General features: G+C 38.5%; 14 protein-coding genes. 7 read left to right on the top strand and 7 right to left on the bottom strand.

The genetic code is table 11. The features are described from left to right. Nucleotides 1–5 precede the first annotated feature (5 nt). Nucleotides 6–740: a glycosyltransferase family 2 protein gene (locus B7E07_RS12325; protein WP_176215191.1), complete on the bottom strand. Its 735-nt coding sequence runs from the start codon at nucleotides 738–740 to the stop codon at nucleotides 6–8. 133 nt (nucleotides 741–873) lie between these two features. On the opposite strand from B7E07_RS12325, the gene B7E07_RS12330 reads away from it, so the two are divergent. Then, on the top strand, nucleotides 874–1,950 hold the full coding sequence (locus tag B7E07_RS12330; RefSeq protein ID WP_080846145.1) for a glycosyltransferase family 4 protein: 1,077 nt from the start codon (nucleotides 874–876) through the stop codon (nucleotides 1,948–1,950). Between the two features lie 592 nt (nucleotides 1,951–2,542). On the opposite strand, the gene B7E07_RS12335 is transcribed toward B7E07_RS12330, so the two are convergent. Next, nucleotides 2,543–3,253 carry a glycosyltransferase family 2 protein gene (locus tag B7E07_RS12335; protein WP_080846146.1) on the bottom strand — a complete coding sequence of 237 codons (711 nt, stop codon included), beginning with the start codon at nucleotides 3,251–3,253 and terminating at the stop codon, nucleotides 2,543–2,545. A 73-nt stretch (nucleotides 3,254–3,326) separates the two neighbouring features. After that, nucleotides 3,327–4,238, bottom strand: a complete 912-nt coding sequence (locus tag B7E07_RS12340) for an NAD-dependent epimerase/dehydratase family protein (RefSeq protein WP_176215192.1) — start codon at nucleotides 4,236–4,238, stop codon at nucleotides 3,327–3,329. A gap of 166 nt (nucleotides 4,239–4,404) precedes the next feature. On the opposite strand from B7E07_RS12340, the gene B7E07_RS23765 reads away from it, so the two are divergent. The 5 genes from B7E07_RS23765 to B7E07_RS12365 all read left to right on the top strand — a co-directional run bounded on the left by B7E07_RS23765 (nucleotide 4,405) and on the right by B7E07_RS12365 (nucleotide 8,436). Beyond that, on the top strand, nucleotides 4,405–4,845 hold the full coding sequence (locus tag B7E07_RS23765) for a hypothetical protein (protein ID WP_176215193.1): 441 nt from the start codon (nucleotides 4,405–4,407) through the stop codon (nucleotides 4,843–4,845). A gap of 119 nt (nucleotides 4,846–4,964) precedes the next feature. Continuing rightward, a complete protein-coding gene (locus tag B7E07_RS12350; protein ID WP_080846149.1) occupies nucleotides 4,965–6,164 on the top strand; it encodes a glycosyltransferase family 4 protein in 1,200 nt (399 codons plus the stop codon). Nucleotides 6,165–6,269: 105 nt separating this feature from the next. After that, a complete protein-coding gene (locus B7E07_RS12355) occupies nucleotides 6,270–7,193 on the top strand; it encodes an NAD-dependent epimerase/dehydratase family protein (protein WP_080846150.1) in 924 nt (307 codons plus the stop codon). Between the two features lie 32 nt (nucleotides 7,194–7,225). Continuing rightward, nucleotides 7,226–7,849 carry a DUF1796 family putative cysteine peptidase gene (locus B7E07_RS12360; protein ID WP_080846151.1) on the top strand — a complete coding sequence of 208 codons (624 nt, stop codon included), beginning with the start codon at nucleotides 7,226–7,228 and terminating at the stop codon, nucleotides 7,847–7,849. Nucleotides 7,850–8,205: 356 nt separating this feature from the next. After that, nucleotides 8,206–8,436, top strand: a complete 231-nt coding sequence (locus B7E07_RS12365) for a hypothetical protein (RefSeq protein ID WP_080846152.1) — start codon at nucleotides 8,206–8,208, stop codon at nucleotides 8,434–8,436. Nucleotides 8,437–9,044: 608 nt separating this feature from the next. Here B7E07_RS12365 and B7E07_RS12375 read toward each other — a convergent pair. After that, the gene (locus B7E07_RS12375) at nucleotides 9,045–9,482 is read right to left on the bottom strand and encodes a DUF4279 domain-containing protein (RefSeq protein WP_080846154.1); all 438 of its coding nucleotides are present in this window, start codon (nucleotides 9,480–9,482) and stop codon (nucleotides 9,045–9,047) included. A gap of 101 nt (nucleotides 9,483–9,583) precedes the next feature. On the opposite strand from B7E07_RS12375, the gene B7E07_RS12380 reads away from it, so the two are divergent. Next, nucleotides 9,584–9,766 (top strand): hypothetical protein, encoded by a 183-nt coding sequence (locus B7E07_RS12380; protein ID WP_080846155.1) that lies wholly within the window; start codon nucleotides 9,584–9,586, stop codon nucleotides 9,764–9,766. Nucleotides 9,767–10,013: 247 nt separating this feature from the next. On the opposite strand, the gene B7E07_RS12385 is transcribed toward B7E07_RS12380, so the two are convergent. The 3 genes from B7E07_RS12385 to wecB are packed head-to-tail and all read right to left on the bottom strand — an operon-like array spanning nucleotide 10,014 to nucleotide 12,899. Beyond that, entirely contained in the window at nucleotides 10,014–10,832 is an 819-nt protein-coding gene (locus B7E07_RS12385) for a dTDP-4-dehydrorhamnose reductase family protein (RefSeq protein WP_080846156.1), read from the bottom strand. After that, a complete protein-coding gene (locus tag B7E07_RS12390; protein WP_080846157.1) occupies nucleotides 10,829–11,815 on the bottom strand; it encodes a polysaccharide biosynthesis protein in 987 nt (328 codons plus the stop codon). The genes B7E07_RS12385 and B7E07_RS12390 overlap by 4 nt, the downstream gene beginning before the upstream one ends. After that, a complete protein-coding gene (gene wecB, locus B7E07_RS12395) occupies nucleotides 11,802–12,899 on the bottom strand; it encodes a non-hydrolyzing UDP-N-acetylglucosamine 2-epimerase (RefSeq protein WP_080846158.1) in 1,098 nt (365 codons plus the stop codon). Before wecB ends, B7E07_RS12390 begins: the two co-directional genes overlap by 14 nt. Nucleotides 12,900–13,115 lie beyond the last annotated feature (216 nt).

A 13,115-nucleotide genomic window follows, 5' to 3' on the forward strand; every position in this document is an offset into this window, starting at 1 on the left:
AGGGTTCAAAGCGGTCTTTTCGTATCACATGCTTTTGATAGGCTGCTTAATTTCATGCGATACTTCTCCTTATACTCCCAACGAAGCTTTTTTAACTCCTGAATAATCTCTTCTTTATGCTGATTTGTGCCCATTTTTTCATGTATCCGGTAATATACGAGGGTTTCGTTTAGAAAAGCAAAAGGATAGTGAAGCGCAGCTCTAAGCCACATTTCATAGTCATGTGTATAGCGGAACTGCTCGTTAAATACCCCAATCTTTGAAAAGACATCCATATCCATCATCACTGCATTTCCATGAATAATGCAGCGCTGGTTCAATTCTTTTAGAAACTGCATTTCATTATTAAATTGTTTTTGAAACAGATCTTTTTGCAAGGTATGTGCTTCGCCAATCAAACCTGCTGACGTGTAAGAAATCGGAGCCTGTTTATGTTCCATGAATTCTTTTTGTTTGGAAAGCTTTGTTGGACTGTATAAATCATCTGAGCTCAGCCATGTAAAGTATTTTCCGGTTGCATGCTGAATTCCGGCATTTAATGCGGTAGCTGTTCCCCCATTCTCCTTTCTAAAATAGCGTATATGTTTTTCATAAGGATCCAGCAGCTCCTGATAAGCGGTAGATCCGTCATCAACGAGAATAATTTCAAAATCGCGTTCAGTCTGACGGATGAGTGAGTCTAGTGCATATTGGATATAAACACAATTGTAAAATGGGACAATCACTGAAATTTCCGGCATCTTTCCTTCTCCCTTTTTAGTTGTTCGTGCTTTATCATATGATGGCTTGTTGCAAAAGTGAGTATATTTGTCCAAACAAAATTGAGCGTTTTGCATACGTATAAAGGAGAAGAGAATGAGCAGGAGGGTTATTGTGAAGATATTGTTTATGTTTTATGTACCAAGCGGAGGCATTGATACTTTAAATAGACAAAGAAGTGTTGCGTTACAGGAAAAAGGAATACAAGCCGAATTTTTATATTATACAAACAAAAGACACTACTTAAACGACCACGGTGCACCTGTATATATCACAGACGACGACAACGAAATCAAAGAAATCTTAGATAATGGCAACTATGATGCAGCGGTGATTGTATCTGATTTCACTGCGTTGCAGCGTTTAGATGCACTCGGATTTCAAGGAAAAAAAATCATTGAAATTCAAGGCTATGGGCCAAAGACAAGAGCAAGGGAATTCTTTTTGCGCTATCAGGACGATGTTCGGCAGTATTGCGATGGACTATTAAATCCAAAAACACCGCATATTGTTGATTTGATGAATGAAATATTCCCGGAAATTCCACAATTCAGCTTTAATAATTGCTTTGATACGGAGCATTTTTCATATGTTCCCGGGCAAGTGAGTACTGGTCCAATCATCGCCTGGATTGGCAGGATCGAAGACAACAAAAATTGGCGGGAATTCTTATTAATTGCCTCCCAGCTTCATCGCTTGATTGGAAGAAGTCTGCAGGTGAGTATGTATGAAGATCCATCCCTAAGTACACCGGATGAGCGCAAAGCTTTTGAAAAAATGGTCAAGCGTCTTCATCTAGAAGACGTACTCCATATCTATGAAAATGTACCAAATCAAGAAATGAAAGAGCATTTTTCGAGAATTGGCGATTCTGGAGGATTTTATTGTATGACATCTAAAGTGGAAGGTGCGCCATTTTCTCCGCTTGAAGCCTTGAGCTGCTGCTGCCCTGTGCTTACAACAGACTCTGATGGTGTGAGAACATCGATTTTTCATAACGTTACAGGTAAATACTATACAATCGGAAATATTGCTGAAGCTGTCAAAGAAGCAAAAGATTTAATGAGCAACACCGTTCTCCGAGATCAAATTCGCATGAATGGATTTGAATATGTAAAAGAACATTTCAACCGAAAGATTTATGCAGAACACTTCTGTCAAATGCTCTCATCACTTGGACTTAAAGTTTGATAGAACAGTATTTATCATCATGGATGATTGAAGCAGACCTAATTAAGTCTGCTTTTTATATTGGTGTTTTCAGTGAATGATTGGGTTCCAAGGCAGGCTTGTACACTTACATGTATAGAAAAGGCATGTAGAATGCTGCGTCGAAGTGCACTGTTTGAAAATAGACGGAGCAATTCCGGTTATTTCGGAAAATCCTTACATTTCTTTTAAAATAAGTGGAGATTTTACGCTTATTTTAAAAAATAGCTTCCATTTTGCCATTTTTAGAGGTGTTAACCGGAATTTCTCCCATTATTTTTGCTTATTTAGCCATATTTTAGAGAATAAGAGGAATTTCTCCCCTTATTTATTCCTCTCCTCTCTCCAAAAACGTGCAGCCGCCTGCTCAGCACGTTAGATCCCTGCCTCGTGATGCTAAACAAAAGCTTCTACAAGCAAAATACCATTTTAGTACTTTCACTCTGCAATAGCTCCATCTTGTTCCTATTATATTCGATACATTTATGGTAATCCTGAAAAAAAACGCAGTCCAAAACATGAATGAGCTGGACTGCTAGTGCGTACTTATTTAGGTTTTTTAATGAACCCTTTTCTATAACTCTTCTATACTCTTTAATAGGATTGGCAGATATGTTTGTTCAATGACTTTCATTTCTGCGAGCATTTGATCCTGATGCTTCATTGTTCCTGAATCTTGATGCTGTCTGTATTTGGTTAGGTTTTCATCTAAATAATGGAATTCGACTCCGTATGAAAGCATTTTAATCCACATTTCATAATCATGGGTGTACCGGAAAGCTGGATTAAAACAGCCGAAAGTAATGAGCTCATTCCGGTCAACGAGAACCGTACAACCATTAATGGTATTGTACTTGAGATAGGATTCAGCCACTTGTTTTGTATTTTGAAATCTCATTCCCGTAAACTGTGTTAAAACCTGGTTATGTTCATTGACACAATCATAATTGGTAAAACTCGCTTTCGCATTTCTTTCCAGCATAAAGGCTAATTGCTTTTCAATTTTTTCAGGCACAAAATAATCATCAGAGCTCAGCCAAGCGACATAGCTTCCGCTCGCCGCAGCAATTCCCTGATTTAAAGCGGTTGCCGTACCGCCGTTCTCTTTTCTAAAATATTTAATATGATCAAGATACGGAATGATCTTTTCCACATGCCTGACTGATCCATCATCAACGACAACGACTTCAATATTTTGATACGTTTGATTTAAGGCACTTTCAATCGCCTGATCAATATAGGCACAATTGTAAAATGGAATAATGATCGAAACCTTAGCTTCCATCTGTTTCCCCCCTTTCTCTTTGCTAGTTCCTAAATAAGCAAGTCTTTTTGATAAGAACTTCCGTGTAGCTTCTTTATAAATTCCTGAAATATTGTAACGTATCCCGAAGTGATTCTTCTAATGTAAACGTACAAGTACTTTTTAGCTCTTGACTTCCATTAGCAGGCTGCAAAGGTATCCCTTTTCTCTTTTCTTCTGGAACATCAAACGGAAGGGCAGCCATGGAGGATAAAATAGTGGCAACGTCTCCTATTGAGGCTGTTGTTCCAAATGAAACATCATACTCACGGCCTTTTTCTCCCATAAAAAATAACTCATGATAGGCGGAAACAGCATCTCGTACGTCTAAAAATACCCGCTCTGCCTCAAGATCCATATGAGTCAATATGTCATTAACACCTGTCTTTTCAAATTCAGCTACACGTTTGGCAAGAATGGAACAAACGCCAGTCGATGGGCCCGGTCCGATTAAATTTGTCGGCTTTGCAATGACAAGATCCAAATCATAATAGCTTGCCCACGATTTTGAAGCGAAAATCTGCAGCGTCTTGCTTAAACTATATGGATGCGGCGGGAGGCTGTTCTCTTTCACTGGATATTGCAGGATCGTCCCTGTCACTACCACCTTACAACTTGGTGCATGTTTCCGGATTGCCTCTAGTAAAAATACGGTTGCCATGACATTCGATTCCATGTAACGAACAGGATGAATCCACGATTCATCCGCATTGCTCTGACCAGCAAGATGCAATACATATGATGGCTTTAAACGCTGAATCAGATTGCTCGTCTCTATTGCATTCGTTAATTCACAGCGTTCTAATTGAACACCATGATCCTCTTCACCAATACGTCTCACAACGCTGACTACATGATACCCTTGGCTGGCAAAGTAACGACAGGCATGTCTGCCAGTAAAACCATTACCCCCTGTAATGAGAATGGTTTCCATTCCCCTCTTCGTCATTCCCTGCTCCTTATCCATTCTACATATCCTTTCATCACATTTTTTACTAGAATATGTGAACCCTCCCGATTGTTGAGGGCTGAATGGCAAGCAATTTAGAAAGTGATTGAAGGTATTATACTTGTCCAAACCTTTTGCTCCTGGTGACATAAGATATAGCAAGTACAAAAGGAGGTGAATAGAAATGGGAACTTTTTTAGATGCGCAAACATCCCAAAATGCAAGCTTTAATAGCTCCATTTCCATTCCAGTTACGACAACACCAACACTCTTTGGTTCACTTGGATTAAATACAGCAGGAGCAACAGGGCCCATTCGAGTTGAATTTGCTTTCACCGCGGCAGTAACATCCTTGCTTTCTTTATTGCAGCCAATTACTATTCAGATTTATCGTGTATCAGGCGGTGTTAGTACGCTTGTATACTCTGCTGCACCAACGCTGGCTGTGGCTGGTTTAGGAGTTGCTTCCAGAACGGTGATCTCGTTAAGTGGAGCTGACTTTAACCCGCCTGCTCCAGATAATTTCCTCGTTTACCAGGCTTATATTAGCATCCCTGGCGGTGTAACAATCGCACCAACAAGAGTAGGACCTGAATCATTTAGTGCTGCAGCATATTCAAACTAAAGATCAGGGGGAGTAAGCAGTAAAATGCTTACTCCTTCCCTTTCTATAGATTACATAGCCGACATTCCTGCCGGGAGAAAACATATCATAATGAAGAATTGAGAAAAGGAGTGCTTATTTTGAAGATATTATTAGCTACTTTTTGGGAGATCCCTCATCTTGGCGGGGTCTGGAATTATATGAATCAATTAAAAAAGAAGCTTGAGAATAGAGGGCATGAAGTTGAAATAGCCGGATACGGGGTTAAGGCCAAGCATGTTTGTTTTATTTCCAGTGGAAAAATGCTGACAAAAGCGCAGATGGGGTTCATCCCTAAACCGGTGCACCAGTTTATTGATGCAACGGTTGCCTTCTATGAAAACCAAATTGAATTTTATAAACAGGCCATGAGTCAAATGAATTTGGAACAATATGATTTAATTCACACACAGGACGTTCTTTCCTCTTATGTATTTGGACAAATCAAGCCTGTCCATACAGCTCATATTGCTACTTTGCATGGCTGTGTTGCAGATGAAATCAAGAAAACTTTTTATCAGGGCAAGCACGATCAGGTCTCTATTCTGGCCAGTCAATATCTAGATCAATTAGAACATAATGGGGCATCAGCTGCCCATAAAACGATTCTTGCTAATCAATGGATGATTTCAAAGCTTTGTAATGAATACGGAGTGGATGTCAATCAAGTAACGAAACGGCATTATGGCTATGATATTGAAAAATTTATTGAAATGCAGGCAATCCCCTCACCATTAGGAAAACCAGCCAATAAAAAGTTAATTCTATACAGCGGCAGGTTAAATGATTTTAAAGGTGTGCCGTACTTAATCCAAGCACTGAATAAATTGAATACGCTGAGAGATGATTGGGTTTGCTGGATTGCCGGTGATGGACCTCAAAGTGATGAATACAAGCAGCTAGTTTCAACCTTCAACATAGGTAATGTCATTCAGTTTATTGGAAATCGATCGGATATTCCGGCACTTTTAGCACAGGCGGATTTATTAATTCATCCAACCCTCCTTGATAACCAGCCGCTTTCCATCATTGAAGCACAAATTAGCGGGACAGCGGTCATTGCAAGCGAGGTTGGCGGGGTGCCGGAAATGATGGAACATGGCATGACGGGTGTGCTCGTTCCTCCTGCAAATGCAGACATTCTATGCGAACATATCGCTTATTTATTAGAGCATGATGATTACCGTAACAATGTTGGGTTCCGTGCGCAGGAATGGGCCTATCAGCATTGGGATCCAGAAGCAGAAGCAGAGGATTTGCTGGGCCTTTATTCAGAAGCGATTAGAGCTAATTCCATCTAAATGTTCATTTTTTAGGCAGCCTGTTTTCCTTACCGATAGGTCTCTCTCCCACTCCAGTATAGAAAAGCAAACATATACTGGAAAAAAAGAGGGAGACTGATTGATTTGAAGAAAGCTTTTGTAACAGGCGGTGCCGGGTTTATTGGATCTCAGCTGGCAGAAGAACTGTTAAAAGAAGACTATGAGGTTCATATTATCGATAATTTATCTTCAGGATATCGAAAATACATTCCAGACGGTGCACTATTTCATCATCTGGATATTTGCAGTGCGTCTGCCAAGGACATCATTATAAAAGAAAAACCAGACGTTCTGTTCCATCTTGCAGCTCAAGCAGATGTGTCTCGTTCAATAAAGAATCCGCAGCATGATGCTGAAGTTAACATTATTGGTACCATCAATATGCTTGAAGCCTGCCGTGAAGCTGGCGGATGTAAATTGATCTTTTCCTCAACATCTGCTGTTTATGGCAATTTGGACAAGAATAGGATTTCAATTGAAGATCCTGCCTTGCCTATTTCTTATTATGGGCTCTCAAAGCTTGCTGCTGAAAACTATATTCGTATTTATCATGAACTCTATCAGCTGCCCACTACGATTCTGCGTTACGGCAATGTTTACGGCCCGCGCCAAACGCCAAAAGGAGAAGGCGGAGTTGTGGCTGTTTTTTTAAATAAGTTAAAAAATAGACAACCTTTAACACTTCATGGCAATGGAAAGCAAACAAGAGATTTCATTTATGTAAGGGATGTAGTTAGCGCCAATTTGGCGGCTGTTAGGAACGGAAATGGACAAACCCTTCACGTCAGCACCGGTAAACCAACATCCATTCAAGAGGTTGCGGGCATTTTAGCAGAGCTGCATCCTGAAGAGGCAGAATTGATCTATACAAATAGCCGGCCAGGCGATATTGAACATAGCTGCTTAAACAATGAGCAGACCATTCGAGTATTAGGATGGCAACCAGAAATGAATATGAAAGCAGGATTAAAAGCAGCATACAGATCCATGCAAAATGAATCATTTTAATTTATTCCTCACATGAAAGTAGGTGATTGCATATGCGTTTTCAACAAATAAAAGGTGAATATGATGCAACATTTAGTTTAGGTCACCTCTGTCTTGCCAGTATGCAGCTGCAGAAGTTTAAGCTGCGGCCATTTTCAGGGGTGCTTGATTGGGTTGGTTCCCCAAATTTAGGAAACATCAATCAATTAATTTCCCATGATTTTCAGGATTTTTTGAATTTCCAGCATCTGCAGCCAGTAAAATATTTATCCCCCACTGACTTATATGTTTGGGATTCCTACTATGATATCGGTTTTAACCATGATTTTAAAACTGATCTAAACTCCCTGCAACAGCTGGGCGGGTACGATCTAGTGAAAGAAAAATACGATCGCCGCATCGCGCGTTTCAACAACAAGCTGAAAACGAGCAAGCGAATCTTATTTATTCGAACAGAAGGAAATATAGAGGAAATTGAAGCACTTCAGCAAATCCTTGCGCAGAAATGCAGCGGAGATTTTGAATTGCTTGTTGTCAATCATAAACCAGTGCAAACGATGAGCGAACAGTTTTGGAATATCCCCAATGTCACAGTGGCCGAAATGCCTAATGACGAGATTTGGGATGGAAATGATGCACATTGGGCAGAGCTGTTTGATGGGGTTTCTTTGGGGTAGTTACATTTATAAATTCTTTTTAAACAATGCTCACTTCCTCAAACAAAAGTAACCGTCCGGTTCAGGGCGGTTTTTATCTTTTTAAAATATTGCTCTGTTAAAGATTAATGTTAAAAAATGAAAATAGAGTTCTATCGATTTAAAGCATTTTAATAAAACATTAAAATAATAAAGTTCCCAAATCTCGTTTTGGGAATGTTAATTTTCAGCATTTAATACGTATTAATTATTATTTTCACAGGATGTTTTATATCTTAAAACGAATCTGAATTAACACCAGGTTTGTTTTTATCTTTGTCGAATATAATTACTATAATAAATTGCTGTAAAATTCAATGATACAAAGGGGGAGAAAAGTGGACCTATTACTTTGGATAACGATCGGTTTCATAATAATTGGATTTGTTGTGATCATCTCTATGAAAAAAAGTATGGAGAGAAAGGTCGCTTTTATAAAAGCAAATACGGATGACGAGGGAAATTCATCAAAAGCTAAAGCTGTAATTTGGTGGATATCTGGTGCCACTGCTTGGGGGATGGTGAGTATGTATCTTGTTGGTAGTTGTTTTGATAAATACTTCGGATAACTAGTGGCATCAAATGTACTTAAAAAACAAGTAGTTTTGTAGTATTTATTTATAGGATTACTGTAATAATATCTATTTTTGAACAATAAATACTATATACCTTATAAATTCAATAAACGTTCCCAAACGCAACTTGGGGGACATTTTAAAAAAGCACGAACGTTGATTTAACAGCTCGTGCCTTGTCTTGTGAACTTATTTTATACATTATCTTAGGCTGTTTTCGGAAAGTTTGTTGTTTTTAATAAAGATGGCTTGATGTTATAATATAATAAACAAAAAAATTGATACCAGTGAAACTTGTCAGTTATTAGAGTCGTATAAATAATGGAAATATTTTGTGATGAATTGTATAAAGTTATAGACTCTAAATACAGAAAGGAGATGGAATGTATGAAAAACCTTACTCTAATCGGAAAAGTATACTTAGGATTGGGAGTATTATTCTCCATATCTGGGATATTCTTGTTTGTTCAGAATCTTAATGAAATATTTGTATTAAAGGAACAATTCCTATCATTCTCCTTTGTTTGCCTTGGAATTTCATTATTTTTGGCTTCGTATTTGCAACAAAGGAAAAGAAATCAACAGTAAGCTCATTTATAAATCTAATCCCCACACTCACCCAGGTAAGGATTGGCGTATAAATCAATGTCAAAATCCGCCCCAATGCTATTGGCAAATTCAATAACTGGAAGATTCAAATGGAAACCAGGTGTATAGCCATCATTCATTTCGATCACGATGGCAAATCTGCATTCTAATTCAAATTCCCTTTTCAACTCATTAATCGTTTCTGTTTGATGCTGCAGCTGCAGCATGATTTGTTCTAATACCTCCCCAACATCAAGTGACTCCTGATATCCTGTGCTCACGATCCAAGCTGAATAATCTCTTTTGTGGTCTAGATCTTTGCTGACTCTTTTTATAATGTCACCTTTTTTAAAGCTTCTTGTTGGAGATATTCCTAACCTTTCAGTGACTGTTTCTATTGGAAAAACATCTGCATATAATTTGAAATAAACCATTATCTTCGTACGATCCACACATTTCACTCCTCAATTTCCTTGTTCATTATTTTATTTTCTATCTAATTATGATAATATTATTTGTCAGAATTGTCTTTACTCGTGAAAGGAGTTTGAACATGTGGAAACGCCCTATTCTCCTGTTTGTTTTAATGCTGCCTGCATTTGTTATCATCGATCTTTTAAAAGGTTCAGGTCCTCAATTCTCGGCTAATTTTATTTCAGTCCTGCTATTTGTTGTCTTATATGAGTTTGTGCATTGGTTAATTAAAGTTTCAAAGCCTTCAAAGAAAAATGGATAGACATAGTTAAACCCCTATCAATTTTTCACGTTTTTCATGTTTATAATAAAGAATTTGTCTCAGTAAGATATTACTCGCTTATTCACTTTCCTCAATTACTCGAAGGAGACACGGGTACTCACAATCATGTTTAAAAACAAAAAAAACGAATGATAGGAATAGATTATATCCTAATCATTCGAAAATATAGACGAACTGACTCAATATGTCAAAGTATATAGGATAAGAAACCAGTCCCAACCCCTACCTAGCTCCAATCTCTCATCTCTTCCAGCATCTCACGGTACCCCTGTATCTGATAACCAACGTCTGTTCTAGTATTCTGAATGGATCGGTCTTGAATCATTTTTTGATCGGGGATAATCGTTACGTCTGTTTTTTGGTAGATTTCCTGAATCATCGTCAGTAGTTCATGTTTAGAGAGTTTATGTGGGGAACCTAAATGATAGAGTCCGGACACCTTGTTTTCAATCATATAGTGAATGGCTTTTGCCAGTTCAAGAGTGGTCACTCCATTCCACATGACCTTCTCGAAGCCTTTGATAGTTCCCTCCTGCTTCATAAACCAGAGAAATAAGCCAATGCCATTCTCTTTTAGTTCTGGGCCGATGATCGACGTGCGGATCGTTAAATGCTTATCACTGACCACTTCTCCAAGCTGTTTAGACTGAGCGTAAATGGATGTTCCATCTGTCAGATCTGTTTCCGTATAATCGCCTTTACTGCCGGAAAAAACACAATCTGTACTGATATGAATCAGTCTGCCACCACTTCTTTCCATAAGTTTGGCAAGCTGGTGCGGCAAAAGGCTGTTTACCTGGAAAGCAAGCTTTGTTTCCCGTTCTGCATGTGCATTTAAGATTCCGATGCAATTTATGCTAATATCAGGTTTCACCGTTTCAATTACTTTCTCTACACTGGTTGAGTCTGTGACATCGACAAAAATGCCTTCAGAATCTGATTGATCTCTTGTCGTGTAATATACTTCATATTCCGGTCGCTGCTTGAAGTAGCGGATGATCATATGACCGGCCATGCCTGTTCCGCCGAAAACTAACAGCTTCATTCAATAAACCCGCCTTCCTCAAGCATCTGCTTAATTTCAGCTTTCGTCATTAAGGTTGTGCCAGAATTGTATTCATCGATATTAACCATATTAAAGGTTTTGTATCGTTCTTTTACTCCTTCAATATAAATAGAAGGCAGGATGACAAAATATTCCTCATCATAAACAACAGTCATCGTACTTTCATATTCTGATAGAAGCAGCTCATGAATTTTCTCACCGGGACGGACCCCTAAGATTTCAATATCAACGTCCTCCCCGCTTTTTTCAATTAAAATTTCCGCAAGATCAATAATTTTGCAGGCTGGCATTTTCATAACAAAAATTTCGCCGCCAACACTTTCTGACACAGCTTTAAACACAAGCTGAATCGCTTCTTGAACCGTTAAGAAGAAACGGGTCATTTTCATATCAGTTATTCCTATCTTTTTCTGCTCTTGTATTTGTCTTTTAAACACATGAATTACACTTCCATTTGTCCCCAAAACATTTCCGCCGCGGATACAAACAAACTTTGTTTCCGTATTCAACGTATTCGCATGAATGATCAGCTTTTCACCCATCGCTTTTGATAAACCATAAAAGTTTGAAGGGTTCGATGCTTTGTCTGTTGAAATATATACGACATTTTTCACATGACAGGCTATAGCTGCATCAATGATATTTTGCGTGCCAATTACATTTGTTTTCAATGCTTCCATTGGCTGATCCTCACAAACAGGCACATGCTTTAAGGCCGCTAAATGAAACACATATTCTACACCCTGGCAAGCCTGAATAAGGGAATCCTTTTCTTTTATATCTCCTATAATAAAATGTAGCTTTGGATGATGATTAAACTCCTGCTTCATTGTAAATTGATTGGATTCATTTCTGGATAGTATTCTAATTTCTTTTGGTTCATAGGTTAAAAGCTGGGAAACAAGCTCATAGCCCCATGAGCCTGTACCTCCAGTAACTAAAATCGTTTTATTTTTGTACACGCTCAAATCCTCCTAGCAATATTTTAATCACTTTATCTGATACATTGAGATCGCAATATCCTTCTGGAAAACTCCAGTTTTTACTTGTACTTGTCATGACTTTCACACAATTGAAAATTTGATTGGCTTCCAGACCTGAAAGCATATTGCTGCCGCATGCGATCGTTTCTGGCCTTTCTGTTGTCTTGCGCACCGTAACTGCCGGCACATGAAATAAGCAGCACTCTTCTTGAACTGTGCCGCTATCCGTTAAGACACAATAAGCATTCTTTTCAAGCTGTACGAAGTCGAAAAACCCAAATGGCTCATGGAATTCCACAAAATGATGAAGCTTTAAGTCATCTTGCGCCTCCAGTTTTGATTTCGTCCGTGGGTGAATGCTGCAAATGATTCTTTTTTGATAGGCTTCAGCGATCATGTTTAAGCCTTTTATAATTTCAAATAGCCGTTCTTTATCATCCACATTTTCGGCTCTGTGTGTTGTGACAAGGAAATAATCTTGCTCATGAAGTCCCAAGTCCTTTAATATTTCACTGGAATCAATTACTTTTTCATAGGATGTCAGCACTTCAAATATGGGGTTGCCTGTTACATATATTTTCTGGCGCGGAAAACCTTCCCGAACTAAGTTTTCCTTGCTTTGCGGTGTATATGGCAGATTAATAGAAGAAATCGCATCAATCACTCTGCGGTTTTTCTCTTCTGGCACTTCCAGATCAAAGCAGCGATTTCCAGCTTCCATATGGTAGACTGGAATCCCCATTCTTTCTGCCAATATCGCACTAAGACCGCTATTCGTATCACCTAGCACCAAAACTTTATCCGGCTTTTCAGCAATGAGTACTTCTTCTAACTTTTCATAAATGACGGCCAATTGATTGCCTAAAGAATGCTGATTCTTCAAGAAAATATAATCAGGCTTACGGATTCCCAATTCTCTAAAAAAGACATCACTCAAGTTTTCTGTAAAGTTCTGACCTGTATGGACAAGAACATGCTGATCCGCTAGCATATCAAGCTTTTTAATGATGAGACTTAATCGAATGATCTCAGGTCTCGTCCCTAAAATGGTCATGATTTTCAATTCTTTTCACTCCTTGCACCGTGTGTTTTCTTATGTGTTCTCTACTCTTGTCCGCTTAATTATTAAAATATGTTTGTTTTCTTGATTTGCTATAGGCATAGCGACTGATTTCATTTCAATCAGCAGGCATAATACTAAAATCCGCTTTGCCTCAGAATAGAGCCAAAACAAAAAACCCGAAGAAATAGACAGAAATATCATCTGTCTTTTCTTCGG

The sequence above is a fragment of the Cytobacillus gottheilii genome (assembly GCF_900166665.1).
In the GTDB taxonomy this organism is placed as follows: Bacteria; Bacillota; Bacilli; order Bacillales; family Cytobacillaceae; genus Cytobacillus; species Cytobacillus gottheilii_A.

Excerpts from the sequence above, each read along its gene's own strand:
- B7E07_RS12335 (WP_080846146.1), bottom strand. The coding sequence starts at position 3,253 with ATGGAAGCTAAGGTTTCGATCATTATTCCATTTTACAATTGTGCCTAT.
- B7E07_RS12385 (WP_080846156.1), bottom strand. The coding sequence starts at position 10,832 with ATGAAGCTGTTAGTTTTCGGCGGAACAGGCATGGCCGGTCATATGATC.
- B7E07_RS12360 (WP_080846151.1), top strand. The coding sequence starts at position 7,226 with ATGCGTTTTCAACAAATAAAAGGTGAATATGATGCAACATTTAGTTTA.
- B7E07_RS12380 (WP_080846155.1), top strand. The coding sequence starts at position 9,584 with ATGTGGAAACGCCCTATTCTCCTGTTTGTTTTAATGCTGCCTGCATTT.
- B7E07_RS12340 (WP_176215192.1), bottom strand. The coding sequence starts at position 4,238 with ATGGATAAGGAGCAGGGAATGACGAAGAGGGGAATGGAAACCATTCTC.
- B7E07_RS23765 (WP_176215193.1), top strand. The coding sequence starts at position 4,405 with ATGGGAACTTTTTTAGATGCGCAAACATCCCAAAATGCAAGCTTTAAT.
- B7E07_RS12325 (WP_176215191.1), bottom strand. The coding sequence starts at position 740 with ATGCCGGAAATTTCAGTGATTGTCCCATTTTACAATTGTGTTTATATC.